Annotated in this window: 25 protein-coding genes and 1 tRNA gene; 2 read left to right on the forward strand and 24 right to left on the reverse strand. The window is 60.4% G+C overall.

Going from position 1 to position 24,649, the window contains the following annotated elements; genetic code table 11:
• The first annotated feature begins 38 nt into the window (after nucleotides 1-38).
• The gene (locus tag ACF8GB_RS22075) at nucleotides 39-1,025 is read left to right on the forward strand and encodes an asparaginase (RefSeq protein WP_392527641.1); all 987 of its coding nucleotides are present in this window, start codon (nucleotides 39-41) and stop codon (nucleotides 1,023-1,025) included.
• Nucleotides 1,026-1,028: 3 nt separating this feature from the next.
• On the opposite strand, the gene ACF8GB_RS22080 is transcribed toward ACF8GB_RS22075, so the two are convergent.
• The 9 genes from ACF8GB_RS22080 to ACF8GB_RS22120 form a co-directional block, all read right to left on the reverse strand.
• Nucleotides 1,029-1,124, reverse strand: a tRNA-Sec gene (locus ACF8GB_RS22080).
• 21 nt (nucleotides 1,125-1,145) lie between these two features.
• Nucleotides 1,146-3,053 (reverse strand): selenocysteine-specific translation elongation factor, encoded by a 1,908-nt coding sequence (gene selB, locus ACF8GB_RS22085; protein ID WP_326383773.1) that lies wholly within the window; start codon nucleotides 3,051-3,053, stop codon nucleotides 1,146-1,148.
• A complete protein-coding gene (selA, locus tag ACF8GB_RS22090) occupies nucleotides 3,050-4,477 on the reverse strand; it encodes an L-seryl-tRNA(Sec) selenium transferase (protein ID WP_058638682.1) in 1,428 nt (475 codons plus the stop codon). The genes selB and selA overlap by 4 nt, the downstream gene beginning before the upstream one ends.
• 155 nt (nucleotides 4,478-4,632) lie before the next feature.
• Nucleotides 4,633-5,553, reverse strand: coding sequence for a formate dehydrogenase accessory protein FdhE (gene fdhE / locus ACF8GB_RS22095; RefSeq protein ID WP_392527642.1), 921 nt, complete (start codon nucleotides 5,551-5,553; stop codon nucleotides 4,633-4,635).
• A 4-nt stretch (nucleotides 5,554-5,557) separates the two neighbouring features.
• Nucleotides 5,558-6,214: a formate dehydrogenase subunit gamma gene (locus ACF8GB_RS22100; protein WP_058638684.1), complete on the reverse strand. Its 657-nt coding sequence runs from the start codon at nucleotides 6,212-6,214 to the stop codon at nucleotides 5,558-5,560.
• Nucleotides 6,211-7,161 carry a formate dehydrogenase subunit beta gene (gene fdxH / locus ACF8GB_RS22105; protein ID WP_326383770.1) on the reverse strand — a complete coding sequence of 317 codons (951 nt, stop codon included), beginning with the start codon at nucleotides 7,159-7,161 and terminating at the stop codon, nucleotides 6,211-6,213. The genes ACF8GB_RS22100 and fdxH overlap by 4 nt, the downstream gene beginning before the upstream one ends.
• Nucleotides 7,161-10,229, reverse strand: a complete 3,069-nt coding sequence (fdnG, locus tag ACF8GB_RS22110) for a formate dehydrogenase-N subunit alpha (protein ID WP_153302521.1) — start codon at nucleotides 10,227-10,229, stop codon at nucleotides 7,161-7,163. Before fdnG ends, fdxH begins: the two co-directional genes overlap by 1 nt.
• A 253-nt stretch (nucleotides 10,230-10,482) precedes the next feature.
• Nucleotides 10,483-11,031, reverse strand: a complete 549-nt coding sequence (locus ACF8GB_RS22115) for a single-stranded DNA-binding protein (protein WP_058638686.1) — start codon at nucleotides 11,029-11,031, stop codon at nucleotides 10,483-10,485.
• A 9-nt stretch (nucleotides 11,032-11,040) separates the two neighbouring features.
• Complete coding sequence (locus ACF8GB_RS22120) at nucleotides 11,041-12,435, reverse strand: MFS transporter (protein ID WP_058603951.1); 1,395 nt, start codon at nucleotides 12,433-12,435, stop codon at nucleotides 11,041-11,043.
• Between the two features lie 129 nt (nucleotides 12,436-12,564).
• Here ACF8GB_RS22120 and uvrA point away from each other — a divergent pair, with 129 nt between their 5' ends.
• Nucleotides 12,565-15,399 carry an excinuclease ABC subunit UvrA gene (gene uvrA, locus ACF8GB_RS22125; RefSeq protein ID WP_058603950.1) on the forward strand — a complete coding sequence of 945 codons (2,835 nt, stop codon included), beginning with the start codon at nucleotides 12,565-12,567 and terminating at the stop codon, nucleotides 15,397-15,399.
• A 95-nt stretch (nucleotides 15,400-15,494) separates the two neighbouring features.
• Here the strand turns inward: uvrA and bfr are convergent, their stop codons facing one another.
• The 15 genes from bfr to rpsH all read right to left on the reverse strand — a co-directional run bounded on the left by bfr (nucleotide 15,495) and on the right by rpsH (nucleotide 24,616).
• Entirely contained in the window at nucleotides 15,495-15,959 is a 465-nt protein-coding gene (gene bfr, locus ACF8GB_RS22130) for a bacterioferritin (protein ID WP_078479200.1), read from the reverse strand.
• Nucleotides 15,960-16,122: 163 nt separating this feature from the next.
• Nucleotides 16,123-17,562 carry a catalase gene (locus ACF8GB_RS22135; RefSeq protein WP_100852342.1) on the reverse strand — a complete coding sequence of 480 codons (1,440 nt, stop codon included), beginning with the start codon at nucleotides 17,560-17,562 and terminating at the stop codon, nucleotides 16,123-16,125.
• A gap of 171 nt (nucleotides 17,563-17,733) precedes the next feature.
• Entirely contained in the window at nucleotides 17,734-18,120 is a 387-nt protein-coding gene (gene rplQ, locus ACF8GB_RS22140) for a 50S ribosomal protein L17 (protein ID WP_043210290.1), read from the reverse strand.
• Nucleotides 18,121-18,162: 42 nt separating this feature from the next.
• Nucleotides 18,163-19,164 (reverse strand): DNA-directed RNA polymerase subunit alpha, encoded by a 1,002-nt coding sequence (locus ACF8GB_RS22145; RefSeq protein ID WP_003255452.1) that lies wholly within the window; start codon nucleotides 19,162-19,164, stop codon nucleotides 18,163-18,165.
• Between the two features lie 22 nt (nucleotides 19,165-19,186).
• Nucleotides 19,187-19,807, reverse strand: a complete 621-nt coding sequence (rpsD, locus tag ACF8GB_RS22150; protein ID WP_003257114.1) for a 30S ribosomal protein S4 — start codon at nucleotides 19,805-19,807, stop codon at nucleotides 19,187-19,189.
• Between the two features lie 15 nt (nucleotides 19,808-19,822).
• On the reverse strand, nucleotides 19,823-20,212 hold the full coding sequence (gene rpsK / locus ACF8GB_RS22155; protein WP_003255454.1) for a 30S ribosomal protein S11: 390 nt from the start codon (nucleotides 20,210-20,212) through the stop codon (nucleotides 19,823-19,825).
• 18 nt (nucleotides 20,213-20,230) lie between these two features.
• Entirely contained in the window at nucleotides 20,231-20,587 is a 357-nt protein-coding gene (gene rpsM / locus ACF8GB_RS22160) for a 30S ribosomal protein S13 (protein WP_009681976.1), read from the reverse strand.
• 131 nt (nucleotides 20,588-20,718) lie between these two features.
• On the reverse strand, nucleotides 20,719-20,835 hold the full coding sequence (gene rpmJ / locus ACF8GB_RS22165) for a 50S ribosomal protein L36 (RefSeq protein WP_002555468.1): 117 nt from the start codon (nucleotides 20,833-20,835) through the stop codon (nucleotides 20,719-20,721).
• A 28-nt stretch (nucleotides 20,836-20,863) separates the two neighbouring features.
• Nucleotides 20,864-22,195 (reverse strand): preprotein translocase subunit SecY, encoded by a 1,332-nt coding sequence (gene secY, locus ACF8GB_RS22170; RefSeq protein ID WP_003257108.1) that lies wholly within the window; start codon nucleotides 22,193-22,195, stop codon nucleotides 20,864-20,866.
• Nucleotides 22,196-22,630: a 50S ribosomal protein L15 gene (gene rplO, locus ACF8GB_RS22175; RefSeq protein ID WP_023535012.1), complete on the reverse strand. Its 435-nt coding sequence runs from the start codon at nucleotides 22,628-22,630 to the stop codon at nucleotides 22,196-22,198.
• 3 nt (nucleotides 22,631-22,633) lie between these two features.
• Entirely contained in the window at nucleotides 22,634-22,810 is a 177-nt protein-coding gene (gene rpmD / locus ACF8GB_RS22180; RefSeq protein ID WP_023535007.1) for a 50S ribosomal protein L30, read from the reverse strand.
• Between the two features lie 2 nt (nucleotides 22,811-22,812).
• Entirely contained in the window at nucleotides 22,813-23,313 is a 501-nt protein-coding gene (gene rpsE, locus ACF8GB_RS22185; RefSeq protein WP_003255465.1) for a 30S ribosomal protein S5, read from the reverse strand.
• 3 nt (nucleotides 23,314-23,316) lie between these two features.
• Nucleotides 23,317-23,667, reverse strand: a complete 351-nt coding sequence (gene rplR, locus ACF8GB_RS22190) for a 50S ribosomal protein L18 (protein WP_008089801.1) — start codon at nucleotides 23,665-23,667, stop codon at nucleotides 23,317-23,319.
• A gap of 10 nt (nucleotides 23,668-23,677) precedes the next feature.
• Nucleotides 23,678-24,211, reverse strand: coding sequence for a 50S ribosomal protein L6 (rplF, locus tag ACF8GB_RS22195; protein WP_009681972.1), 534 nt, complete (start codon nucleotides 24,209-24,211; stop codon nucleotides 23,678-23,680).
• A 12-nt stretch (nucleotides 24,212-24,223) separates the two neighbouring features.
• Entirely contained in the window at nucleotides 24,224-24,616 is a 393-nt protein-coding gene (rpsH, locus tag ACF8GB_RS22200) for a 30S ribosomal protein S8 (RefSeq protein ID WP_008089805.1), read from the reverse strand.
• Nucleotides 24,617-24,649 lie beyond the last annotated feature (33 nt).

The following is a 24,649-nucleotide window of genomic DNA, read 5'->3' on the forward strand; positions in this document are numbered from 1 at the left end:
CGGCTCTTCTTTCCCGTTCATCGCTACGGACGCTTTCCATGCGCGCAGTAAAGAACCTCCTCGTGCTCTACACCGGTGGCACCATCGGCATGCTCGAAACCCCGGAAGGCCTCGCCCCATCGGGCGGCTTCGAGTCCCGCATGCGCGATCATTTCGCCGTGATGGCCGACGCCCCCGAAATCACCTGGACGCTCCAGGAACTGGACCCACTGCTCGACAGTGCCAACATGCAGCAGCACAACTGGCTGGCGATGCGTGATGCGATCGTCGATGCCGTGCGGGTCCGTGACCATGATGCGGTACTGGTACTGCATGGCACCGACACCCTGGCCTACAGTGCAGCGGCACTGTCGTTCCTGTTGCTGGGGCTGCCGGTTCCCATCCTGCTGACCGGCTCGATGCTGCCGGCAGGCGCACCTGGCAGCGATGCCTGGGACAACCTGTGCGGTGCACTGCGCCAGTTCGATCACCCCCTTGAAGCGGGCGTGCAGCTGTACTTCGCGGGGAAGCTGCTGCACGGTTGCCGCGCCTCGAAGCTGCGCAGCGAAGCGTTCGATGCCTTTGCAGCCCTGCCGCGCCACCGCCAGAGCGAGCACGTAGCCCCCTTGCCGGCACACTTGGGTTACCAGCAGCCCCGTCAGCGCGTAAACCTTGCGGTGGTGCCGGTGTTCCCTGGTTTGCAGGCCGGTCATCTGGACGCTTTGCTCGGCAGCGGCGTGCAGGGCTTGTTGCTGGAATGCTATGGCAGCGGCACTGGGCCGTCCGATGATCAGGCGCTGCTCGACACTTTGCGTGCAGCACGCGAGCGTGGGGTCATGTTGGTGGCCATTTCCCAGTGCCCGGAAGGCGACGTGGTCTTTGATACCTATGCCGCCGGTAGCCGCCTGCGGGCAGCAGGCCTGGTCAGCGGGGGCGGCATGACGCGGGAGGCGGCCCTTGGCAAGATGTTCGCGCTGTTGGGTGCCGGGCTGGACGTGGATGAGGCCGAGCAGTGGTTTGCCCTGGACCTGTGCGGCGAACGCTAGAAGTGGCGGAAGGCAGCGGGAGTCGAACCTGCCCGGGAACGGATGCCGTCCCCAACCGGGTTTGAAGCCCGGCCGCGCCACCGGGCGCGATTGCCTTCCTTGAAGTGGGTGCCTGGCCTGCTAGCGGGCCAGGGCACTGTCACTGCGGATGTACCGCTGATCGCCGACCCTGCGGGTCAGGCCGATCCGGTCGAAATACTCCAGGATCTGTACACTGCGCTTGCGACCGATGCCCAACATATCGCGAAATGCAGCAACCTGCACTACCGGCGTGTCACCCATGTGACGCTGCAGCAGCTCTGCCATACGCTGTAGAGTCGGTTCTGGGTAGAACAGGTCCCGCACCACCTGGTGCAGCAGCCCCAGGCGTGCGAGCTTGCGCAGTAGCAGGCGTACATCGGCCTCAGCGCACTTTTCCTCGCTCGCCAACGTCCTGACCCAAGGCGGATCGTAGGCTGCGGCCAGCAGTCTGGGCTGCAGGCGGGCCCAGAGCGCCTCATCTGCGGCACTGAGCTGGACCTGATGATCAGGCAAGTGCAGCCAGGGGCCGCTGCTGGCCACTGCGCCCTCGGCCAGCAACTGCTCAAGTAAACTGACGAACCCCGGTCTGTCCAATGGCAACGAAGCGAAACGGCGCAGCCTGTCACGGTCCGGGCCTAATTGATCGGGCTCCTGCTCATGAAAGGCCGCCAGTTGGGCCAGCACACGTTGCTTGAGCGCCTGCCATTGCCTTGCGGCGAACAGCAACTGGCCTTGGCGGGTGGCGATCACGAGTACGTCGTCGGGTAATTGCCAGCTGTCACGCAGGCGATTGAACTGTCGCTCCAGGCGCTGTGGGTCCAGCCCACCCGGTGCGCTGGCAAGCAAACCCGGCAAGGCCTGCTCAAGGCCCGCACAGTCGCGCAGCACCTGCAACTGTTGCAGCCTTTCGGCGCTGCGGCGTTGTCGACTGGGGGCGAACGGGTCCAGGACCGTGCCGCCGCCAAGCGTGTACTGAGCGCGCTGATCGCGCAGCACCAGGCGGTCGCCATGCACCGCTTGCAAGGGGGCGTTGAGCAGCAACTGTGCGAACATGCGCTGCCCGGCCGCCAAGCTCTGCCCTTCGAGTAAAGCCACCCTGGCAGTTACGTCCTGGGTGCCCAAGTGCACGTGCACCGCACTGAAATGCTCGAAGGCACGGGCTTGGCCGGGCAGCAGGCTCAAGTCAATATCGATGCGTGTGCTGGGCGCGTGCAACCACTGCGGCACCAGCCAATCTCCTCGGCGTATCTGGTCCACCGCCAGGCGCTCGGCGGCTATGTTGAGCGCCACACGCTGCCCTGCCTCCGCCACCAGCGCGGGCTGATTCTGGGCATGCAAACCGCGCACCCTCACCGGCCTGCCGGCCTTGCCCAGCAGCAACGTATCGCCAGCGGTGATCCGCCCTGCCAGCGCCGTGCCAGTCACCACTACCCCCGCGCCCGTGACGGCGAACGCCCGGTCCACGGCAAGGCGAAAGCCTCCGGCCACACTGCGACGGCGGGCATGGGGCGCTGCCGCCAGCAGGGCTTGGCGCAAGGCGTCGATACCGGTGCCCGCGGTACTGGATACGGGAAATTGCGGCGCGTCGGCATACGGGCCAGGCGCCAGCAGTTGGCTGACTTGCTGCTTCACCGCTTCCACGCGTGCGGGCTCGACCCGGTCGCACTTGCTGATGGCCACCAGCGCCTGGGGAATGCCCAACAGTTCGATGATCGCCAGGTGCTCGCGGGTCTGCGGCATGACCCCATCGTCTGCCGCCACCACCAGCAGCACCAGGTCTATACCGTGGGCACCGGCCAGCATGTTGTGGATAAATCGCTCATGGCCCGGCACGTCGATGAAGCCAGTCAGTGGCGCCTGCTCGGCCAGCGACGCGTAGCGATAACCCAGGTCGATGGTCATGCCACGGGCTTGTTCCTCCTGGCGGTGGTCCCCGGCCTGGCCCGTAAGCGCTTGCAGCAGCGCCGTCTTGCCGTGATCGATGTGCCCGGCGGTCCCGACAATCACTGCAAGGCCCCCAATTGCAGGCCTGGCAGCTGCGCCAGCCATTGGGGTTCATCGTCCAGCTGGCGCAGGTCCAGCCACAGTGCATCGTCGTCGATGCGCCCAAGCACCGGCACCGGCAACTCGCGCAGCGCGCGCTCCAAGGCATGCAGGCTGCGCCCGCGCAGACGCTTGGACACCTGCGCACGCACGCACAAGGCGGCGCTGGGCAAGCGTGCGACAGGCTGGCTGCCGCTGCCGATCATGCCCAGCGTCGGCTGTACGCTGACGCACCACTGCTCGCCCAGGCAGGTTTGCAACGCTGGCGCCACGCGCAGGGCCTGGGTATGAATCTCTGCCTGGGCACGCGTGAGCAGGCGCAGGCTGGGCAGGCGCTCGGCCAGGCGATCAGGGTTGCGGTACAGCGCCAGTACTGCCTCCAGGGCGGCTAGGGTGATCTTATCCACGCGCAAGGCGCGCTTGAGCGGGTTCTTCTTGATCCTGGCGATCAAGTCCTTGCGCCCGACGATGATCCCCGCTTGCGGGCCGCCCAGCAGCTTGTCGCCACTGAAGGTGACAATGTCGGCGCCATCGCTCAATGCCTGGCGCACCGTCGGTTCGGCCGGTAGTCCCCAGCGCGTGAGGTCCAGCAGGCTGCCACTGCCCAGGTCCTCGAGTAGCGGCAGGCCGTGCTGGCGGGCAATACGGGCCAGCTCCGTGGTGGGTACCTGGGTGGTGAAGCCCTGGATGCTGTAGTTGCTGCAGTGCACGCGCATCAGCAACCCGGTGCGCGGGCTGATGGCGGCCTCGTAGTCGCGGGCGTGGGTGCGGTTGGTGGTGCCGATCTCATGCAACCTGACGCCAGCCCGGGCCATGATGTCGGGTATCCGGAAGGCGCCACCGATCTCGATCAGTTCGCCACGGGAGATGATGCCTTCCTTGCGGGCGCCCAGGCTGTTGAGCGCCAGCAACACAGCGGCTGCATTGTTGTTCACCACGGTGACGGCCTCGGCGCCGGTCAGTTCGCGGATCAACCCCTCGATCAGGTCATCGCGATCACCGCGCTTGCCCGTGCTCAAGTCAAACTCGAGGTTCAGCGGGTAGCGCGCTGCGCACTCCATGGCCTCGATGGCTTCTTCAGGCAGCAAGGCGCGGCCCAGGTTGGTGTGTAACACCGTGCCAGTGAGGTTGAACACGCGGCGAACCTGGCTGCGCTGGTTGACATCGAGGCGTTCGCCGGCGCGGCCCAGCAGTACCTCGGGCGCCACCTCGGCAGCACCGAGCTGGCCATTGCGGACGAGGTCGCGCAAATCGTCCAGCAAGTGCCGCAAGGTCGACAGAACAGCTTCACGGCCGTAACGCTCGATCAGCGCTAGACAAGCCGGGTGGCGCAGGAGTGTATCGATGGAAGGCAGGCGAGGCGTGACGCTGGCTAAGCTGGAGGACATGCGGTACTACCTTGGACGGGTCCATTGTCTGCTGGCCTTGTGGAAGGCAAGCGACGGTAACGCAGACATCCGCAGGTTCGAGAACCTTCGAAATCCGTGTCAAGGGCGCTTGCCAGCGCAAGGCAACTCGGTCTCACAGTGTAGACAATCAACCGCTAGCCGGGCGAGACCATCAGGTTGGGTGCCAGACGATGGTACCCCTCCTCGTCCAGGCGCATGTCCAGGGCCAGGCTGGCCAGGTCGTCGGCCAAGGCTTCGGCTGCTGCGTCATTTTCCAGGTAGTGTTGCTTGAGGTAGCTGTTGCACCCTGGGCAACACTCGGCGCGCAGCGGCGCCTTGCCGGGCCCGTGACGGTCATCGTCGAGCGCGCTGTAGCGCAGGTCTTTGCTGGAGTCGCAATACACGCACTTGACCCGCACCACGTGCCACTCGCAGGCGCACAACGAACAGGCAAGGTAACGCAAGCCGTTGTGCTTGCCACGGTTGCGTACCACGCCCGCCATGGCCGGCGAACCGCATGCCGGGCATTGGGCAAGGCTGGCAGCGGGCTTGAGTTCGGTGCTTGGCAGTGCCAGCAACCAGCTTGACCAGGCAGCCTGCAGGGCTGCACCCACGAACGGCACCAGTGCAGGGGGCACGGCATCGTACTGGCCGCTGAGCAGGGCAATTGCCCAACCCTTGCGCTGGGTATCGTCACTGATGCGCAGCGTGTGCAGAGCTTCTTGCAGCGGGCCTTGGCCCGGCTCATCGAAATGATCGAGCAGCGCCTGCAACCAACCCAGCCATGCGCCTTCGCGCACAAGGCTGTCAGCCGCCAGGGGCGGTAGCCCGTGACTTATGCACAGGCGTTGGCGCTCCTGGGCAACAGGCAGCGCGCTAGGCGGTTTATCCACAAGCTGCTGCTGGATTCGGCATAGCCGCGCGATCAACAGCAAATAGTCGCCCATGGCATGGCCCTGGGCCAGGCGCTCCAGGCGAGCCGCCCGCACGTCGAAGAGGTTGCCTGGCGGCAGGTGCAGAAACGGCGGCATGACGGCCGATGCTTCGATCTGCCCAGGTTCAAGTACGGTACTCAATCGTTCATCCTTCTTTTCGTCGGTGCTCGGTTGGCGTTTTGTCACCGGTCACGTCGCGATACCACAGTTCATGATGCTTGCGCGCCCAAGCCCGGCTGACCCAGCCATGCAGCATGGCGCCTACCGACCCCTTGATCCAGATACCGGCATAGATGTGCACGATGATGCTGAGCACCAGCACGAACGCTGCGAAGGCATGCAGCAAGGTGGCCAGGCGTATGGCGCCGATGTCGAAGAAGTGACTGAAGTAAGCGCGCCAGATCACCACCCCACTGACCATCAGGACCAGCATGCACACCAGCAGCGTCCAGAACAGCAGCTTCTGCCCGGCATTGTACTTGCCGATGGCAGGCACCCCTTCCTCCTGGTTGCGCATGACTCGATCGATTCTTCGCAACCACAGGCGGTCGTTGGCGGTAATGAAGTTGGCACGCCAGAAACGCACCACCAGGCCCAGGAAGAACACGAACATCGCCACACCCAGGAAAGGGTGCAGGATGCGCGTCCATGGCCCGCCGCCGAACAGATTGCTCAGCCAGAACAAGGCGGGGTGAAACAGCGCCAGCCCCGACAGGCCCGCCAGAAAGAACAGGATCGCCACTATCCAGTGGTTGCTGCGCTCGTTGGCGTTGTAACGCAGGATAGGCTTGTTGTCGTTCATGGCCGCTGCTCCCCTTGCCCATCGGACTTGTTCGGGTCGAACACATGCACTGCCGGGTCTACCTGGTGCACGCTGGTGTCGGACGCTGCAGGTTGCTCGTCCTCCTCGACACGCTGCGGCCCGACCCGTACGTAGTGGAAGAAGCCGGCCAGTACCGCAGCCCCCATGGCCAGCAAGGCTAGAGGTTTGGTGAAGCCCTTCCACAACCCCACCAGCGGGCTGATCACCGGCTGGTCCGGCAGCCCGGCATACAGCTTGGGTGTATCGGCATGGTGCAGTACGTACATCACATGGGTCCCCCCTACGCCATCAGGGTCGTACAGCCCAGCGTTCTCGTAGCCTCGGGACTTGAGGTCGACGATGCGTTCATCGGCATGCACCTTCATCTCGTCCTTGCTGCCGAAGACGATGGCGCCGGTCGGGCAGGTTTTCACGCAGGCTGGCTCCAGTCCTACGCTGACGCGGTCGGAACACAGGGTGCACTTGTAGGCCTTGTGGTCCTTTTGCGAAATGCGCGGGATATTGAACGGGCACCCGGTGATGCAGTAGCCGCAGCCTATGCAATGGTCCTGGTTGAAGTCGACGATGCCGTTGGCGTGCTTGATGATTGCACCGGGGCTTGGGCACGCCTTCAGGCAACCGGGGTCTGCGCAGTGCATGCAGCCATCCTTGCGGATGAGCCACTCCAGGTTGCCGTCGTCGCGCTCGTGCTCGGTAAAGCGCATCAATGTCCAGGTTTCGGCGCTCAGGTCCTGAGGGTTGTCGTAGGTCCCGTGGTTGTGGCCTACCTCGTCGCGCAACTCGTTCCATTCCGAACACGCCACCTGGCAGGCCTTGCAGCCGATGCACTTGGTGGTGTCGATCAGCTTGGCAACCTGCTCCTGCTCGCGTACCGAAGGCGGCACGGTGGTGGTGGCCGACCGGGCGATGATGTCTTGGCTGGCCATCAGAGTTTCTCCACTTTGACGAGGAACGACTTGGACTCCGGTGTCTGGGTATTGCCATCGCCCAGGAACGGTACCAGGGTGTTGGTCAGGTACCCGTGCCGCGTGGACCCGGTAAAGCCCCAGTGCAGCGGGATGCCGATCTGATGCACCGTCTGGTTGTTGACCTGCAGCGGACGTATCCGCTTGGTCACCACCGCAACGGCATCGATATGCCCGCGCTTGCTCGACACACGCACCCTGTCGCCCGCCTTGATGCCTTTTTCATTGGCCAGTACTTCACCAATCTCGACGAACTGCTCAGGCTGGGCAATGGCGTTGAGCCGGCAATGCTTGCTCCAGAAGTGGAAATGCTCGGTCAGGCGGTAGGTGGTGGCCGCGTATGGGAATTCATCATGTGTACCCAAGGTGTCCCACACTGAATCGAAGATGCGCCCTGCCGGGTTGCTGACCACCTTCTTGTTGTTCGGGTGCAGGGGGTTGATGCCAATCGGTGTTTCGAAAGGCTCATAGTGCTCGGGGAACGGCCCTTCGGCCATCTTGTCGATGGCGAAGAAACGCGCCACACCCTCGGGGTTCATGATGAACGGGTTCATGCCCGCTTCCGGCGGCGAATCGACCTTGAAATCAGGCACGTCGGTCCCGCCCCATGCCTTGCCGTTCCACCAGACCAGACGCTTCTTCTCCGGATCCCAGGGCTTGCCTTGCGGGTCGCTGGAAGCACGGTTATAGAGAATGCGTCGGTTGGCCGGCCACGCCCATGCCCAGTTCTGCACCTGATGCATGCCATAGGGGTCGCTGTTGTCGCGGCGCGCCATCTGGTTGCCCTGCTCGGTCCAGCAGCCGGCGAAGATCCAGCAACCAGAAGCCGTGCTGCCGTCGTCCTTGAGCTGGCCGAAGCCCGACAGTTGCTGACCGGACTTGACGGTCGCACCGGTCGGGTCGGTGAAGTCCGTCACGGCCCAGCCGTTCATCTCCTTCGCCAGTTCCTCAGGCGACGGCTCTTCGGCGATCTTGTACGGCCAGTGGATGTTCAGCAGTGGCTCGGGGTAGGCCCCCCCTTCCTTCTGGTACCGCTGCCGCAAGCGCAGGAACAGCTCGCTCATGATCTGCACGTCAGTGCGGGTTTCACCCGGGCCGTCGGCGCCTTTCCAGTGCCATTGCAGCCAGCGGCTGCTGTTGACCAGCGAGCCATCCTCTTCAGCGAAGCAGGTGGTGGGCAGGCGGATCACCTCGGTCTGAATACCGGCCGTGTCCACATCGTTGAACGGCCCCACGTTGCGCCAGAACTCGGATGTCTCGGTGGCCAACGGGTCCATGACCACCAGCCACTTGAGCTTGGCCAGTGCCGCGGTCACGCGGTTCTTGTCAGGGAGGGCGGCAATCGGGTTGAAACCCTGGCACATGTAGCCGTTGACCTTGCCTTGGCTCATCATTTCGAACATGCGCAGCACGTCGTAGGCAGGCACGTCGAGCTTGGGCAGCCAATCGTAGCCCCAGTTGTTCTCGGCGGTGGCGTTGGGGCCGTACCAGGCTTTCATGAGGCTGACGTGGAACTTGCCGTAGTTCTGCCAGTAGGACAGCTGCCCCGGGCGCAGCGGCTTGGATGCACGCTTGTCGATGAACGCGGCGTAGTCCTGCTCGGCGTCGCCGGCAAGCGTCAAGTAACCCGGCAGCGAGTTGGATAGCAACCCCAGGTCAGTCAAGCCCTGAATGTTGGAGTGACCACGCAAGGCATTCACGCCCCCGCCTGGCATGCCGACGTTGCCCAGCAACAGCTGCACCATCGCCGCGCTACGGATGATCTGCGCGCCGATCGAATGCTGCGTCCACCCCAGCGCATACAGGATCGTCATGGTCTTGCCCGGCGCCGAGCATGTCGCGATTTCTTCCCACACCTTCATCATGGCGTCCTGCGGCATGCCACAGGTCATGCTCGCCAATTCCGGGGTGTAGCGGCTGTAGTGCTGCTTCATCAGCTGGAATACACAGCGTGGGTGCTGCAGTGTCGGGTCTACCTTGGCAAAACCGTCCTCGCCCAGCTCGTAACCCCAGCCAGACTTGTCGGCATAGATGCGCTTGCTCTCGTCATAGCCGCTGAACAGGCCATCCTCGAAGCCATAGGTGTCCTTGACGATGAAGGATACGTCAGTGTAGTTGCGCACATACTCGTGCTGGATCTTGTCATTGCTCAGCAGGTAATTGATCAACCCACCCATGAACGCGATGTCGGTGCCGGTACGGATAGGCGCGTAGTAATCGGCCACCGAAGCGGTACGGGTAAACCTTGGGTCGACCACGATCAGCCGCGCCTTGTTGTGCGCTTTGGCCTCGGTCACCCATTTGAAGCCGCACGGGTGCGCTTCTGCTGCGTTGCCACCCATCACCAGGACCAGATTCGCATTAGCGATATCGGACCAGTGGTTGGTCATGGCGCCACGGCCGTACGTCGGGGCAAGACTTGCCACCGTCGGGCCATGTCAGACACGTGCTTGGTTATCGAACCCCAGCATGCCTGTTGCGCGAACGACCTTGTGAGTCAGGTAGCCGGCCTCGCTGGAGGCGGCGGAAGCGGCAAGAAAACCGGTGGTGAGCCAGCGGTTGACCGTCTGCCCCTGGGCGTTTTTCTCAATGAAGTTCGCGTCGCGGTCTTCCTTCATCAAGGTGGCCACGCGATCGAGCGCTTCGTCCCAGCTGACGCGTACCCACTCGTTGCTACCCGGCTTGCGTACTTCTGGGTACTTGAGGCGGCTGGGGCTATGGATGAAGTCGAGCAGACCCGCGCCTTTGGGGCAAAGGGTGCCGCGGTTCACCGGATGGTCGGCGTCACCTTCGATGTGGATGATGTTCTGCTTGACGTTCTTGCCCGCATCGCCCTGGCTGTACAGGATCAAGCCGCAGCCGACCGAGCAGTAGGGGCAGGTGTTACGGGTTTCCTTGGTATGCGCCAGCTTGAAGTGGCGCACTTGCTCGGCGAACGCAGGCGTAGGGGCCATGCCCAGCGCCGCAAGGCTCGAGCCTCCAAGGCCGACGGCGGCGACCTTGAAGAATTGCCGACGGTTGAGATCCATCGTGCACTCCTGATCAGATTTGGGCGCACGGAACATGGCCGGCGCCTCTTGGTAGTCACGGTGACGGCGGTTTGAGGACCGCCAACAGGTAAGACTAGCAAGGAATCGAAAAGGTGCGATGACGTGGATCAATCGGGTGTGATTGAAAATTTTGTAAGACGGGTCTGATGCACTTGTAGAATCAGTAAATGCAAGCCAAAAAAAACCCAGGGGTATGAACCCTGGGTTTCGGTGGGAAACGCTTAACGTTCGATCAGAACGGAATATCGTCGTCAAAGCTGTCGAAGTCAGCCGCCGGTTGTGGCGCTGGCTGCTGCGGCGCCGGGCGCTGTTGCTGCTGCGGGCGCGGAGCCTGCTGACGGGCCGGCTGCTGGTTGTACTGCTGCTGACCACCACCTTGGTTGTAGTTGTTACCGCCACCCTGGTTATACGGATCGCCGCCGCCTTGCTGGTTCTGCGGACGGCCGCCCAGCAGCTGCATGGTGCCGTTGATGTCAACGATGATTTCAGTGGTGTAGCGCTTGATGCCGTCTTTTTCCCACTCACGGGTCTGCAGCTTGCCTTCGATGTAGCACTGCGAACCTTTGCGCAGGTACTCGCCGGCAATCTCGGCAACCTTGCCGAACAGCGACACACGGTGCCATTCAGTACGCTCGACCTTCTGGCCCGACTGTTTGTCGGTCCATTGCTCGCTGGTTGCCAGGCTCAGGTTGGTCACGGCATTACCGTTGGGCAGGTAGCGGACTTCGGGATCCTGGCCACAAGTACCGACCAGAATGACTTTGTTAACCCCACGGGCCATAACGTTCTCCTAGGCTTCGCACGCCGCTGAGGCCGGATTGATCAGGCGCTCCAGGGTCGTGCGGTCCAAAATTTTCGTATCCAGTTTGATATAGACAGCTGACTCTTCCGAGACCACAACAGCGTCGGTCACGCCGGGCACGGCCATCAACCGTGCAGCCAGGCCAGCATCCTTGGTGGCCTCCGGCGACAAAGGCATGCGCAAGCTGGTCACATACGGTGGCTCGTTCATGCTCAAGGCAACGGCCAACCAGATGGCGCACAGTATCGCGCAACCAAGGAACACGGTGTTCAGCCCACCATGCTGGAACAGCCAGCCACCCAGGATGCCCCCTAGTGCAGCACCGAGAAACTGGCTGGTGGAGTACACCCCCATCGCCGTTCCCTTGCCACCTGCTGGCGACACCTTGCTGACCAGCGAAGGCAACGAAGCCTCCAGCAGGTTGAATGCGGTGAAGAATACCACGGTGCCGATCACCAGTCCGCGCAAACCGTCAGCCCACTGCCAGAAGAATAGCTCGACCAGCAGCAATACGCTGACGGCCCCGGCCAGCACGCGTTTCATCTTGCGCTTTTTTTCGCCGTAGATGATGAACGGTACCATTGCAAAAAATGAGACGAACAGCGCGGTCAGGTAGACCCACCAATGTTGTTCCTTGGGCAGTCCGCCACGTTCGACGAAGGCCAGGGGCAGCGCCACGAAGCTGGCCATGAGAATGGCATGCAGGATGAAGATGCTCACATCCAGCCGTAGAAGGTCCGGATGACGCAGGGTCGGGCCAATGGCCTGACGGGCAACACCCGATTCGCGATGCTGCAAAATGTTGTGCGTGGCAGGTACTACGAAGGCAATCAACGCGATGCCAACCAAGGCCAAGCCGGCCGTTGCAAGGAACAATCCTGACAAGCCAAAGGCACTTGTCAGCAAAGGCCCGACGACCATTGCCACTGCGAAGGAAAGGCCAATGCTCATCCCGATCATGGCCATCGCCTTGGTGCGGTGCTGTTCCCGGGTCAGATCCGAAAGCAGCGCCATCACCGCTGCCGAAATGGCGCCCGCCCCTTGCAGGATGCGCCCTGCGATAACCCCCCAGATGGAATCGGCCTGGGCTGCCAGGACGCTACCCAGCGCGAACACGATCAAGCCCAGGTAAATGACGGGCCGGCGGCCGATGCGGTCGGAAATCATCCCAAAGGGAATCTGCAACACGGCCTGGGTGAGGCCGTAGGCGCCGATGGCCAGGCCAATCAGCGCGGGCGTGGCGCCGGCCAGGTCCATGCCGTAGGTGGCCAGGACCGGCAAGACCATGAACATGCCCAGCATACGAAAAGCGAAGACCAGAGCCAGACCGCCGGCGGCGCGGGTTTCATTGCCGCTCATGCGCTCGTTGTGGGTGTCGTGCATGGATTAATCTCGTGTGAACCGGCGGCGATTCTATCAGTCCGACAGCTTGACGGCATCTACGCGACGCTTTGCCGCGTACTGGCAGGGCGCCGTATAATTTTTCGTTTATGCCCGCCGAGCGAGGCCGCAGTGGACAAGATCCTGATACGTGGGGCACGTACCCACAACCTGAAGAACATCGACCTGACCCTGCCCCGGGACAAGCTCATCGTCATTACCGGCCTGTCGGGCTCGGGCAAGTCATCCCTGGCCTTCGATACGCTTTACGCCGAGGGCCAGCGTCGTTATGTGGAATCGCTGTCGGCGTATGCCCGCCAGTTCCTGTCGATGATGGAAAAGCCTGATGTCGACACCATCGAAGGGCTGTCACCGGCGATTTCCATCGAACAGAAATCCACCTCGCACAACCCCCGCTCCACCGTTGGTACCATCACCGAGATCTACGACTACTTGCGCCTGCTGTACGCCAGGGTCGGGACACCCCGCTGCCCAGACCATGACATACCGCTGGAGGCGCAAACGGTCAGCCAGATGGTCGACCTGGTGCTGGAGCGCCCGGAAGGTAGCAAGTTGATGCTGCTGGCTCCGGTCATCCGTGAGCGCAAGGGTGAGCACCTGGCGGTGTTCGACGAGCTGCGCGCCCAGGGCTTCGTGCGCGCCCGCGTCAACGGCAAGCTCTACGAACTGGACGAGTTGCCCAAGCTGGACAAGCAGAAAAAGCACAGCATCGATGTGGTAGTCGATCGTTTCAAAGTGCGTGCTGATCTTCAGCAGCGATTGGCCGAATCGTTCGAAACCGCGTTGAAGCTGGCAGACGGTATCGCGCTGATCGCGCCCATGGACGACGAGAAAGGCGAAGAGACCATTTTTTCGGCCCGCTTTGCCTGCCCTATCTGTGGTCATGCAATCAGCGAACTGGAACCCAAGCTGTTCTCGTTCAACAACCCGGCCGGTGCCTGCCCGACTTGTGATGGCCTGGGCGTTAAGCAGTATTTCGACACCAAACGCCTGGTCAACGCGCAACTCACCCTGGCCGAAGGCGCCATTCGCGGGTGGGATCGCCGTAACGTCTACTACTTCCAGATGCTAGGGTCGCTGGCTGCGCATTACGGCTTCAGCCTGGACGAAGCATTCGGCGAGCTTGCGCCGGAGCATCAGAAGGTGATCCTGCAAGGCAGCGGCAAGCACAGCGTGGATTTCAAGTACCTCAACGACCGGGGTGACATCGTCAAGCGCTCGCACCCGTTCGAAGGGATCATCCCCAACCTGGAACGCCGCTATCGCGAAACCGAGTCCAATACCGTACGCGAGGAACTGGCCAAGTACCTGGGCACCCAACCGTGCCCGGACTGCCGCGGCACGCGGCTGCGGCGCGAGGCGCGTCACGTGTGGGTTGGCGAGAAGACGCTTCCGGCGGTCGCCAACATGCCGATTGGTGACGCCAGTGGCTACTTCAGCGCGCTTACATTGACCGGTCGCCGAGGCGAGATCGCGGCCAAGATTCTCAAGGAGATCTGCGAGCGGCTGCAGTTCCTGGTGAACGTGGGCCTGGATTACCTCACGCTGGACCGCAGCGCAGAAACCCTGTCCGGTGGTGAAGCCCAGCGGATTCGCCTCGCCAGCCAGATCGGCGCGGGTCTGGTGGGGGTGATGTACATCTTGGACGAGCCGTCCATCGGCCTTCATCAGCGCGACAACGATCGTCTGCTTGCCACCCTCAATCACCTTCGCGATCTGGGCAATACGGTAATCGTCGTCGAGCATGACGAGGACGCAATCCGCCTGGCGGACTACGTCGTGGACATTGGGCCAGGGGCTGGCGTGCATGGTGGCAAGATCGTCGCTGAGGGCACGCCTCAGGAAGTCATGGACCACCCGGACTCGGTAACCGGCCAGTACCTGTCCGGCCGTAGAAAGATCGTGGTCCCTGCCAAGCGCACCCCGCGCGACAAGAAGCTGCAGCTCAAGCTTAAGGGCGCACGCGGCAACAACCTGCAGAACGTTGACCTGGAAATCCCCATCGGGTTGCTAACCTGCGTGACCGGCGTCTCAGGCTCCGGCAAGTCCACGCTCATCAACAACACCCTGTTCCCCCTTGCGGCCACGGCCCTGAATGGCGCAAGCAGCCTGGAAGCGGCGCCGCATGCCAGCATGGATGGGTTGCAGCACCTGGACAAGGTGGTGGATATCGACCAGAGCCCCATTGGCCGCACTCCCCGCTCCAACCCCGCCACCTACACCGGGATCTTCACGCCGATCCGCGAGCTGTTCTCCGGGGTGCCTGAATCTCGTTCACGCGGGTATGGCCCGGGCCGGTTCTCGTTCAACGTGAAAGGCGGACGTTGCGAGGCGTGCCAGGGCGACGGCCTGATCAAGGTGGAAATGCATTTCCTCCCGGACATCTACGTGCCGTGCGATGTGTGCAAGAGCAAGCGCTACAACCGCGAAACCCTGGAGATCAAGTACAAGGGCAAGAACATTCACGAGGTGCTGGAAATGACCATCGAGGATGCGCGTGAGTTCTTCGATGCGGTGCCTGCGTTGGCACGCAAGCTCCAGACCCTGATGGACGTGGGCCTTTCCTACATCAAGCTCGGTCAATCGGCGACCACGCTGTCTGGGGGCGAAGCACAGCGTGTGAAGCTGTCACGCGAGCTGTCCAAGCGCGATACCGGGAAGACCTTGTATATCCTGGACGAGCCTACTACGGGCCTGCACTTCGCCGATATCCAGCAGCTGCTGGACGTTCTGCACCGGCTTCGTGACCACGGCAACACCGTGGTGGTCATCGAGCACAACTTGGACGTTATCAAGACTGCCGATTGGCTGGTGGACCTTGGACCGGAGGGCGGTTCAAAGGGCGGGCAGATCATCGCGTGTGGTACGCCCGAGGAACTGAGCAAGATGAAACAATCCTACACCGGGCATTACCTTAAGCCCCTGTTGGAGCGAGACCGGGCGTGATGAACGCGAAGGGGCGTCTCGGCGCCCCTTTTTCATCGGCTTGTAGCCCTTGTGCTAGAGCCAACACACGACCCAAGCGTACAGCAATAAAAGCGTTACATCTGTGATTGCAGGTAATTCTGCAGACCGATTGCCTTGATCAGGCCTTGCTGCTTCTCAAGCCAATAGGTGTGGTCTTCCTCGGTATCGGCCAGTTGCGCGCGCAGAATGTCACGGCTCACATAATCCTTGTGCAGTTCGCACAACTCGATCCCCTTGCAAAGCGCCGCTCGCACTTTGTATTCCAGCTTTAAATCAGCTTCGATCATTTCAGGGACGGTGGTGCCGACTTCGAGGTCATCGGCCCGCATGTCTGGGGTGCCCTCGAGCATGAGAATGCGGCGCATCAAGGCGTCAGCATGCTGAGCCTCTTCCTCCATCTCATGGTTGATGCGCTCGTAGAGCTTGGCAAGGCCCCAGTCTTCGTACATGCGTGAGTGAATGAAGTACTGGTCACGTGCGGCCAGTTCGCCCTTCAACAGCATGACGAGGTAATTGATGACGTCTGGGTGGCCTTGCATCGCCGGGGTTCTCCATATGGAAGCGTGTATGCCGCATAGTGTGAACCACGTTGTGCGCCTGGTCACTGAAAAACGCGCGACTCGATGCAAAAAATCGGGCAAACGGTAGTGATATTCATTGAAAAACCGCCCAAATGAGGGCGGTTATTCTTATCACTTCGACTTAGGCGATATTCATTCCAAGCGCCTTAGCGACACCCGCCCCGTAAGCGGGATCGGCCTTGAAGAAGTACTGCAATTGACGCTGGATCACATCGTCGGTCACGCCGGCCATTGCCCCGGCGATGTTGCTGACCAGCAGCTCCTGCTGCGCCTGGCTCATCAACCGGAACAGGGCGCCCGCGTGGCTGAAGTAATCAGTGTCCTCGCGATGATCATACCGATCGGCCAAACCGCTAAGCGCAAGCCCGGGCTCTGCATGACGCGGCGATTGCTTGGGAGCATCGGCGTAGCTGTTGGGCTCATAATTGGGTGCCCCTCCGTAGGCACCCATCGCCATCGAACCATCACGCTGGTAGCTATTGACCGCACAGCGGGGCGCGTTCACCGGCAATTGCTGATGGTTGGTGCCTACCCGATAGCGGTGGGCATCGGCATAGGCAAACACCCGGCCTTGCAGCATGCGATCAGGTGACAGCCCCACCCCAGGGACCATATTGCTCGGCCCGAAGGCAGCCTGCTCAACTTCAGCGAAGTAGTTCAGCGGGTTGCGGTTGAGCTCCAGTACGCCTACTTCAATCAGCGGATAATCTTTCTGCGACCAGGTCTTGGTCACATCGAACGGATTCTCGGGGCGGTTCGCAGCCTCAGCTTCACTCATGACCTGGATGCATACAGTCCAGCGTGGGTGGTCGCCACGCTCGATTGCCTCGTACAGGTCGCGCTGGGCGTAGTCCGGATCGGTACCGGCCAAACGCGCAGCCTCCGCAGGCGCCAGATTCTTGATGCCCTGCTGAGTCTTGAAGTGCCATTTGACCCATGTACGCTGACCGTCCGCGCTGATCAAGCTGTAGGTGTGGCTACCGAAGCCGTGCATATGCCGATAGCCGTCAGGAATGCCGCGGTCCGAAAACAAGATCGTGACCTGGTGCAGCGCTTCCGGCGAATGAGACCAGAAGTCCCACATCATTTGGGCACTCTTCAGGTTGGTCTGGGGGTGGCGTTTTTGCGTGTGAATGAAGTCTGGAAACTTCAGTGGATCACGGATGAAAAACACCGGCGTGTTGTTGCCGACGATGTCCCAGTTGCCTTCTTCGGTATAGAACTTGACCGCGAAACCTCGTGGGTCACGCTCTGTATCGGCCGAGCCGCGCTCTCCACCTACAGTGGAGAATCGCAGAAACGTTTCGGTCTGCTTGCCAACCTGCTCGAACAGTTTCGCACGGGTGAGGTGGGTGATGTCGCGCGTCACCGTGAACGTGCCGTAGGCACCAGAGCCTTTGGCATGCACACGTCGTTCGGGGATATTTTCGCGGTTGAAATGCGCGAGCTTCTCGATCAGGTGGAAGTCGTCGAGCAGCAGGGGGCCGCGTGGGCCTGCGGTACGGGAATTCTGGTTATCCGCAACAGGGGCACCGCTGGCGGTAGTAAGCGTTTTGCTCATGAGCTTTCCTCGATCAGTCTCAAATGCCTGTATGTCGGCTTGGGAGAATTATCAGCAGGATCGCGATCAACGACAAATTCATTGAATTACTGAATGCAATAGAGATTGTTAATGGCCTGAACCACAAAAAACCGGGCACTAGGCCCGGTTCTTTGTAGCAGACAAAACGTCTTACTCGGCAGCTTCTACAGCACCACCGACTGGACGATCAACCAGCTCGACGTACGCCATTGGCGCATTGTCGCCAGCGCGGAAACCGCACTTCAGGATGCGCAGGTAGCCGCCCTGACGGGTGGCGTAGCGCTTGCCCAGATCGTTGAACAGTTTACCAACAGCGGCCTTCGAACGGGTACGGTCGAAGGCCAGACGACGGTTGGCAACGCTGTCTTCCTTGGCCAGGGTGATCAGCGGCTCGGCAACGCGACGCAGTTCCTTGGCTTTCGGCAGGGTGGTTTTGATCAGCTCGTGCTCGATCAACGACACTGCCATGTTCTGGAACATAGCCTTGCGGTGAGAGCTGGTACGGCTCAGGTGACGTCCACTTTTACGATGACGCATGATTCATTCCTTACCAAACACTACGTTCGGTGATTACGACGATCAGGCGGTCGCCTTGTCGTCTTTCTTAAGACTTGCAGGCGGCCAGTTGTCGAGGCGCATGCCGAGAGACAGACCACGAGAGGCCAGGACGTCCTTGATTTCAGTCAGGGACTTCTTGCCGAGGTTAGGAGTCTTCAACAGCTCCACTTCGGTACGCTGAATCAGGTCGCCGATGTAGTAGATGTTCTCCGCCTTCAGGCAGTTGGCCGAACGTACAGTCAGTTCCAGGTCGTCAACCGGACGTAGCAGGATCGGATCGATCTCGTCTTCCTGCTCGACTACGACAGGCTCACTGTCACCTTTGAGGTCGACGAACGCGGCCAGCTGCTGTTGCAGGATGGTCGCGGCGCGGCGGATAGCCTCTTCAGGATCCAGGGTGCCGTTGGTTTCCAGATCAATGACCAGCTTGTCCAAGTTGGTACGCTGTTCAACACGTGCGTTTTCGACCACATAGGCGATACGACGCACAGGGCTGAACGAAGCGTCCAACTGCAGACGGCCAATGCTACGGCTTTCGTCTTCGTCGGTCTGACGGGAGTCGGCCGGCTCGTAACCGCGACCACGAGCTACAGTGAGCTTCATGTTCAGGGCGCCATTCGACGCCAGGTTCGCGATTACGTGATCGGGGTTGACGATCTCGACATCGTGATCCAGCTGAATATCGGCAGCGGTAACCACCCCCGAACCCTTTTTCGACAAGGTCAGCGTAACTTCGTCACGACCATGCAGTTTGATAGCCAGGCCTTTCAGGTTCAACAGGATTTCAATGACATCTTCCTGTACACCTTCGATCGCGGAGTACTCGTGGAGTACGCCATCGATCTCGGCCTCGACTACTGCACAGCCAGGCATGGAGGACAACAGGATGCGGCGCAGCGCGTTGCCCAGGGTATGGCCGAAGCCACGCTCGAGAGGCTCGAGCGTGATCTTGGCGCGGGTCGGACTGACTACCTGCACATCAATGTGGCGGGGAGTCAGGAACTCATTTACCGAAATCTGCATGGATGCACCTATTTTCTAGCCCTTACTTGGAGTAGAGCTCGACAATCAGGTTTTCGTTGATGTCGGCAGACAGGTCGCTGCGAGCAGGAACGTTCTTGAAAACGCCCGACTTTTTGGCAGCATCCACATCAACCCACTCAACGCGGCCACGCTGGGCACACAGTTCAAGGGCTTGAACAATGCGCAGCTGGTTCAGCGACTTCTCACGAACCGCGACCACGTCACCCGGACGAACTTGGTAGGATGGAATGTTTACAGTCTTACCGTTGACGCTGATCGCTTTGTGCGAAACCAGCTGACGGGACTCGGAACGAGTCGAGCCGAAGCCCATACGGTAAACGACGTTATCCAGACGGCACTCGAGCAGTTGAAGCAGGTTTTCACCGGTTGCGCCTTTTTTCGAGGCAGCAGCTTGGTAGTAACCGCGGAACTGACGCTCCAGAACACCGTAGATACGACGGACTTTTTGTTTCTCGCGCAGCTGGGTACCGTAGTCGGACTGACGGCCACGGCGCTGGCCGTGGATACCTGGGGCTGCTTCGATGTTGCACTTCGATTCCAGAGCGCGAACGCCGCTCTTCAGGAACAGATCGGTGCCTTCACGACGAGACAGTTTGCATTTTGGACCAATGTAACGTGCCATTTATCTGTCTCCTGATTACACGCGACGCTTCTTCGGCGGACGGCACCCGTTATGCGGGATTGGCGTCACGTCGGTGATGCTGGCGATCTTGTAGCCGCAGCTGTTCAATGCACGAACGGCGGACTCACGACCTGGACCTGGACCCTTGACGTTTACGTCGAGGTTCTTCAGACCATATTCCAGCGCAGCTTGACCAGCACGCTCAGCAGCGATCTGAGCTGCGAACGGGGTGGATTTGCGCGAACCACGGAAACCCGAACCACCGGAGGTCGCCCAGGACAAAGCATTGCCCTGACGGTCGGTGATGGTCACGATGGTGTTGTTAAAAGAAGCGTGGATGTGGGCGATGCCATCAACCACTGTCTTTTTGACTTTTTTACGAGGACGAGCAGCAGGTTTTGCCATGTCTATATTCCTGGGCGATTACTTGCGGATCGGCTTACGCGGGCCCTTCCGGGTGCGTGCGTTGGTCTTGGTGCGCTGACCGCGAACCGGCAGACCTTTACGATGACGCAGGCCGCGGTAGCAACCCAGGTCCATCAAGCGCTTGATCTTCATGTTTACGTCACGGCGCAGGTCACCTTCAGTGGTGAACTTCGCGACTTCGCCACGCAGGGTTTCGATTTGCTCGTCGCTCAGATCCTTGATCTTAGCGGCTGGATTTACACCAGCATCCACACAGATTTTCTGTGCAGTAGTGCGACCGACACCATAGATGTAGGTCAGCGAGATAACAGTATGCTTGTTATCTGGAATGTTGACGCCTGCAATACGGGCCATTCAGTGGGACTCCAATTGACAGCTACCTACGCCCCGGAAGCCAAGAAATAGGGCGCGAGATAATATCGCTGTAGAAACAAATAATCAACCCAGCAGCACACTAGCTGCTGGGTTTGAAGCGCGAATCACACTCAGCCTTGGCGCTGTTTGTGACGCGGTTCCGCGCTGCAGATCACTCGTACGACGCCTTCGCGACGGATGATCTTGCAGTTGCGGCACAGCTTTTTCACCGATGCACGAACTTTCATTACCGACTCCTCGAACCTTAGGGGCGTATCAGCGCAGCAAACCGCTGCCACCGTAGCCTTTCAGGTTGGCTTTCTTCATCAGGGATTCGTACTGGTGCGAAACGAGGTGCGATTGTACTTGGGACATGAAGTCCATCACAACCACTACCACAATCAGCAACGAGGTCCCGCCAAGGTAGAACGGCACATTTGCTGCCACCACCAGGAACTGGGGCAGAAGGCAGACGGCCATCATGTAAAGAGCACCGAACATGGTCAGACGAGTCAGAACGCCATCAATGTAGCGCGCCGACTGCTCACCAGGACGGATACCCGGAATAAAGGCACCGGACTTCTTCAGGTTTTCCGCTACGTCTTTCGGATTGAACATCAACGCTGTGTAGAAGAAGCAGAAGAAAATGATCCCTGCACTAAACAGCAGAATGTTCAACGGCTGACCAGGAGCGATCGACTGCGAGATGTCCTGCAGCCAGCCCATACCTTCGGACTGACCGAACCAGGCACCCAGCGAAGCCGGGAACAGCAAGATGCTGCTCGCGAAAATGGCCGGGATTACCCCTGCCATGTTCACCTTCAGCGGCAAGTGGCTGGTTTGCGCAGCGAAGACCTTGCGGCCCTGCTGACGCTTGGCGTAATGAACGGCAATACGCCGCTGACCACGCTCGATGAACACCACGAAACCGATGATCGCTACTGCAAGCAAACCGATAGCGACCAGGGCGAAGATGTTGATATCACCCGTACGCGCAGACTCGAAAGACTGCCCGATTGCTCTCGGAAGACCGGCAACGATACCTGCGAAGATCAACATCGAGATACCGTTGCCCACACCGCGCTCGGTGATCTGCTCACCCAGCCACATCATGAACATCGCGCCTGCCACGAAAGTGGAGACGGCAACGACATGGAAGCCGAGGCCTACAGAAAACGCCACGCCCTGGTTGGCCAGGCCAATGGACATGCCAATGGCTTGAACCAGCGCCAGGATAACGGTGCCGTAGCGGGTGTACTGGCTGATCTTGCGACGGCCAGCTTCACCTTCCTTCTTCAACTGCTCCAGTTGCGGGCTGACCGCAGTCATCAGCTGCATGATGATCGATGCCGAAATGTACGGCATGATCCCCAATGCAAAGATGCTCATGCGCTCAAGCGCGCCACCGGAAAACATGTTGAACAAGCTAAGAATGGTCCCCTCATTCTGCCGAAACAGATCCGCCAGACGGTCCGGATTGATGCCGGGAACCGGGATATGTGCACCTATCCGATAGACGATGATCGCCATGAACAGAAAGCGCAGACGAGCCCAGAGTTCCGACATCCCGCCCTTACCGAGCGAAGAGAGAGCACCTTGCTTAGCCATTTATTCCTCGAACTTGCCGCCAGCTGCTTCGATAGCCGCACGCGCACCCTTGGTGGCTGCGATACCCTTGATGGTGACTGCGCGAGTGACTTCGCCAGACAGCATGATTTTCACACGCTGTACGTTCTGGCCGATCACGTTGGCATCCTTCAGGGATTGCACGGAGATCACGTCGCCGTCCACTTTGGCCAACTCGGACAGACGCACTTCTGCGCGGTCCATGGCTTTCAGGGAAACGAAGCCGAACTTCGGCAGACGACGGTGCAGCGGCTGTTGACCGCCTTCGAAGCCCGGAGCGATGGTGCCACCGGAACGGGAGGTCTGACCTTTGTGACCGCGGCCACCAGTCTTACCCAAACCGCTACCGATACCACGGCCCGGACGATGCTTCTCGCGACGGGAACCCGGCGCTGGACTCAGATCATTGAGTTTCATCGATTAACCCTCGACCTTCAGCATGTAGTAAGCCTTGTTGATCATCCCGCGGTTCTCGGGAGTATCCTGGACTTCTACAGTGTGACCGATGCGACGCAGACCCAGGCCTTTAACGCACAGAATGTGGTTAGGCAGACGGCCGGCGGTGCTCTTGATCAGCGTTACTTTAACGGTTGCCATGATCAGAAGATCTCCTCGACGCTCTTGCCGCGCTTGGCAGCAATGGATTCAGGAGATTGCATGGCTTTCAGACCCTTGAAGGTGGCGTAAACCACGTTCACTGGGTTGGTCGAACCGTAGCACTTGGCCAGAACGTTCTGAACGCCAGCAACTTCCAGGACAGCACGCATTGCGCCACCGGCGATGATACCGGTACCTTCCGAGGCAGGCTGCATGTAAACCTTCGAGGCGCCGTGGGCAGCCTTGGTGGCGTACTGCAGGGTGGTGCCCTTCAGGTCAACCTGAATCATGTTGCGGCGAGCAGCTTCCATGGCTTTCTGGATCGCGGCAGGTACTTCGCGCGACTTGCCACGGCCAAAGCCAACACGACCCTTGCCATCACCCACCACGGTCAGCGCGGTGAAGGTGAAGATACGGCCGCCTTTTACGGTTTTGGCAACGCGGTTAACTTGAACCAGCTTCTCGATGTAGCCTTCGTCGCGCTTTTGATCGTTATTTGCCATAACTTAGAACTCCAGCCCGCCTTCACGAGCAGCATCAGCCAGCGCTTTGACGCGGCCATGGTACTTGAAGCCGGAACGGTCAAAGGCAACTTGAGATACACCGGCGGCTTTCGCGCGCTCAGCTACCAGCTTGCCAACCTTAGTGGCCGCGTCGATGTTGCCAGTGGCGCCATCACGCAGGTCTTTGTCCAAGGTCGAGGCGCTTGCCAGAACCTTGCTGCCGTCGGCCGAAATGACCTGGGCGTAGATGTGCTGCGAGGAGCGGAACACGCACAGGCGCACGACTTCGAGTTCGTGCATCTTGAGACGTGCTTTGCGAGCGCGACGCAGTCGAGTAACTTTTTTGTCGGTCATTTGCTAGGCCCTACTTCTTCTTGGCTTCTTTACGACGGACTACTTCGTCCGCGTAACGCACACCTTTGCCTTTGTAAGGCTCTGGCGGACGGAAATCGCGGATTTCAGCGGCCACCTGACCCACCAGCTGCTTATCGATACCCTTGATCAGGATGTCGGTCTGGCTTGGGGTTTCTGCGGTGATACCGGCTGGCAGTTCGTAGTCCACTGGATGCGAGAAGCCCAGAGCCAGGTTCAGGACGGTGCCTTTTGCCTGTGCCTTGTAACCAACACCGACCAGCTGGAGCTTGCGCTCGAAGCCTTGGCTTACGCCTTGGACCATGTTGTTCACCAGAGCGCGGGTAGTACCGGCCATGGCGCGAGCTTGCTGATCACCGTTGCGAGCGACGAAGCGCAGTTCGCCGGACTCTTCGGTAACTTCAACAGACGAGTGAACGTTCAGTTCGAGAGTGCCCTTGGCACCCTTCACCGAAAGCTGCTGGCCGGCGAATTTTACTTCGACGCCTGCTGGCAGCTTAACGGGGTTCTTAGCGACGCGAGACATGCCTATCTCCCCTTAGAACACTGTGCACAGAACTTCGCCGCCGACACCGGCAGCGCGCGCAGCGCGGTCAGTCATCACACCTTTGTTGGTGGAGACGATAGACACGCCCAGGCCGCCACGTACTTTCGGCAGATCTGTGACGGACTTGTACTGGCGCAGGCCTGGACGGCTGGAGCGCTTCAGTTCCTCGATGACCGGACGGCCTTCGAAGTACTTCAGTTCGATCGACAGGGAAGGCTTGGCCTCACCGGTTACCTGGTAACCAGCGATGTAACCTTCATCTTTCAGAACTTTGGCAACCGCGACCTTCAGGGTGGAGGAAGGCATGCTTACGACGGACTTTTCAGCCATCTGGGCATTACGGATGCGAGTTAGCATGTCCGCTAACGGGTCCTGCATACTCATGGGCTAGATGCTCCTGATACAAGAATTATTAGC

The organism is Pseudomonas sp. xss_4, from assembly GCF_043104125.1.
Taxonomy (GTDB): Bacteria; Pseudomonadota; Gammaproteobacteria; order Pseudomonadales; family Pseudomonadaceae; genus Aquipseudomonas; species Aquipseudomonas parafulva_B.

Coding starts and splice junctions, on each gene's coding strand:
- ACF8GB_RS22075 (WP_392527641.1), top strand. CDS start 39: ATGCGCGCAGTAAAGAACCTCCTCGTGCTCTACACCGGTGGCACCATC.
- selA (WP_058638682.1), bottom strand. CDS start 4,477: ATGTCCTCCAGCTTAGCCAGCGTCACGCCTCGCCTGCCTTCCATCGAT.
- ACF8GB_RS22100 (WP_058638684.1), bottom strand. CDS start 6,214: ATGAACGACAACAAGCCTATCCTGCGTTACAACGCCAACGAGCGCAGC.
- fdxH (WP_326383770.1), bottom strand. CDS start 7,161: ATGGCCAGCCAAGACATCATCGCCCGGTCGGCCACCACCACCGTGCCG.
- ACF8GB_RS22115 (WP_058638686.1), bottom strand. CDS start 11,031: ATGGCCCGTGGGGTTAACAAAGTCATTCTGGTCGGTACTTGTGGCCAG.
- ACF8GB_RS22120 (WP_058603951.1), bottom strand. CDS start 12,435: ATGCACGACACCCACAACGAGCGCATGAGCGGCAATGAAACCCGCGCC.
- bfr (WP_078479200.1), bottom strand. CDS start 15,959: ATGCAAGGCCACCCAGACGTCATCAATTACCTCGTCATGCTGTTGAAG.
- ACF8GB_RS22135 (WP_100852342.1), bottom strand. CDS start 17,562: ATGAGCAAAACGCTTACTACCGCCAGCGGTGCCCCTGTTGCGGATAAC.
- rplQ (WP_043210290.1), bottom strand. CDS start 18,120: ATGCGTCATCGTAAAAGTGGACGTCACCTGAGCCGTACCAGCTCTCAC.
- ACF8GB_RS22145 (WP_003255452.1), bottom strand. CDS start 19,164: ATGCAGATTTCGGTAAATGAGTTCCTGACTCCCCGCCACATTGATGTG.
- rpsD (WP_003257114.1), bottom strand. CDS start 19,807: ATGGCACGTTACATTGGTCCAAAATGCAAACTGTCTCGTCGTGAAGGC.
- rpsK (WP_003255454.1), bottom strand. CDS start 20,212: ATGGCAAAACCTGCTGCTCGTCCTCGTAAAAAAGTCAAAAAGACAGTG.
- rpsM (WP_009681976.1), bottom strand. CDS start 20,587: ATGGCCCGTATTGCAGGCGTCAACATTCCAGATAACAAGCATACTGTT.
- rpmJ (WP_002555468.1), bottom strand. CDS start 20,835: ATGAAAGTTCGTGCATCGGTGAAAAAGCTGTGCCGCAACTGCAAGATC.
- secY (WP_003257108.1), bottom strand. CDS start 22,195: ATGGCTAAGCAAGGTGCTCTCTCTTCGCTCGGTAAGGGCGGGATGTCG.
- rplO (WP_023535012.1), bottom strand. CDS start 22,630: ATGAAACTCAATGATCTGAGTCCAGCGCCGGGTTCCCGTCGCGAGAAG.
- rpmD (WP_023535007.1), bottom strand. CDS start 22,810: ATGGCAACCGTTAAAGTAACGCTGATCAAGAGCACCGCCGGCCGTCTG.
- rpsE (WP_003255465.1), bottom strand. CDS start 23,313: ATGGCAAATAACGATCAAAAGCGCGACGAAGGCTACATCGAGAAGCTG.
- rplR (WP_008089801.1), bottom strand. CDS start 23,667: ATGACCGACAAAAAAGTTACTCGACTGCGTCGCGCTCGCAAAGCACGT.
- rplF (WP_009681972.1), bottom strand. CDS start 24,211: ATGTCTCGCGTCGCTAAGAACCCCGTTAAGCTGCCAGCAGGCGTCGAA.
- rpsH (WP_008089805.1), bottom strand. CDS start 24,616: ATGAGTATGCAGGACCCGTTAGCGGACATGCTAACTCGCATCCGTAAT.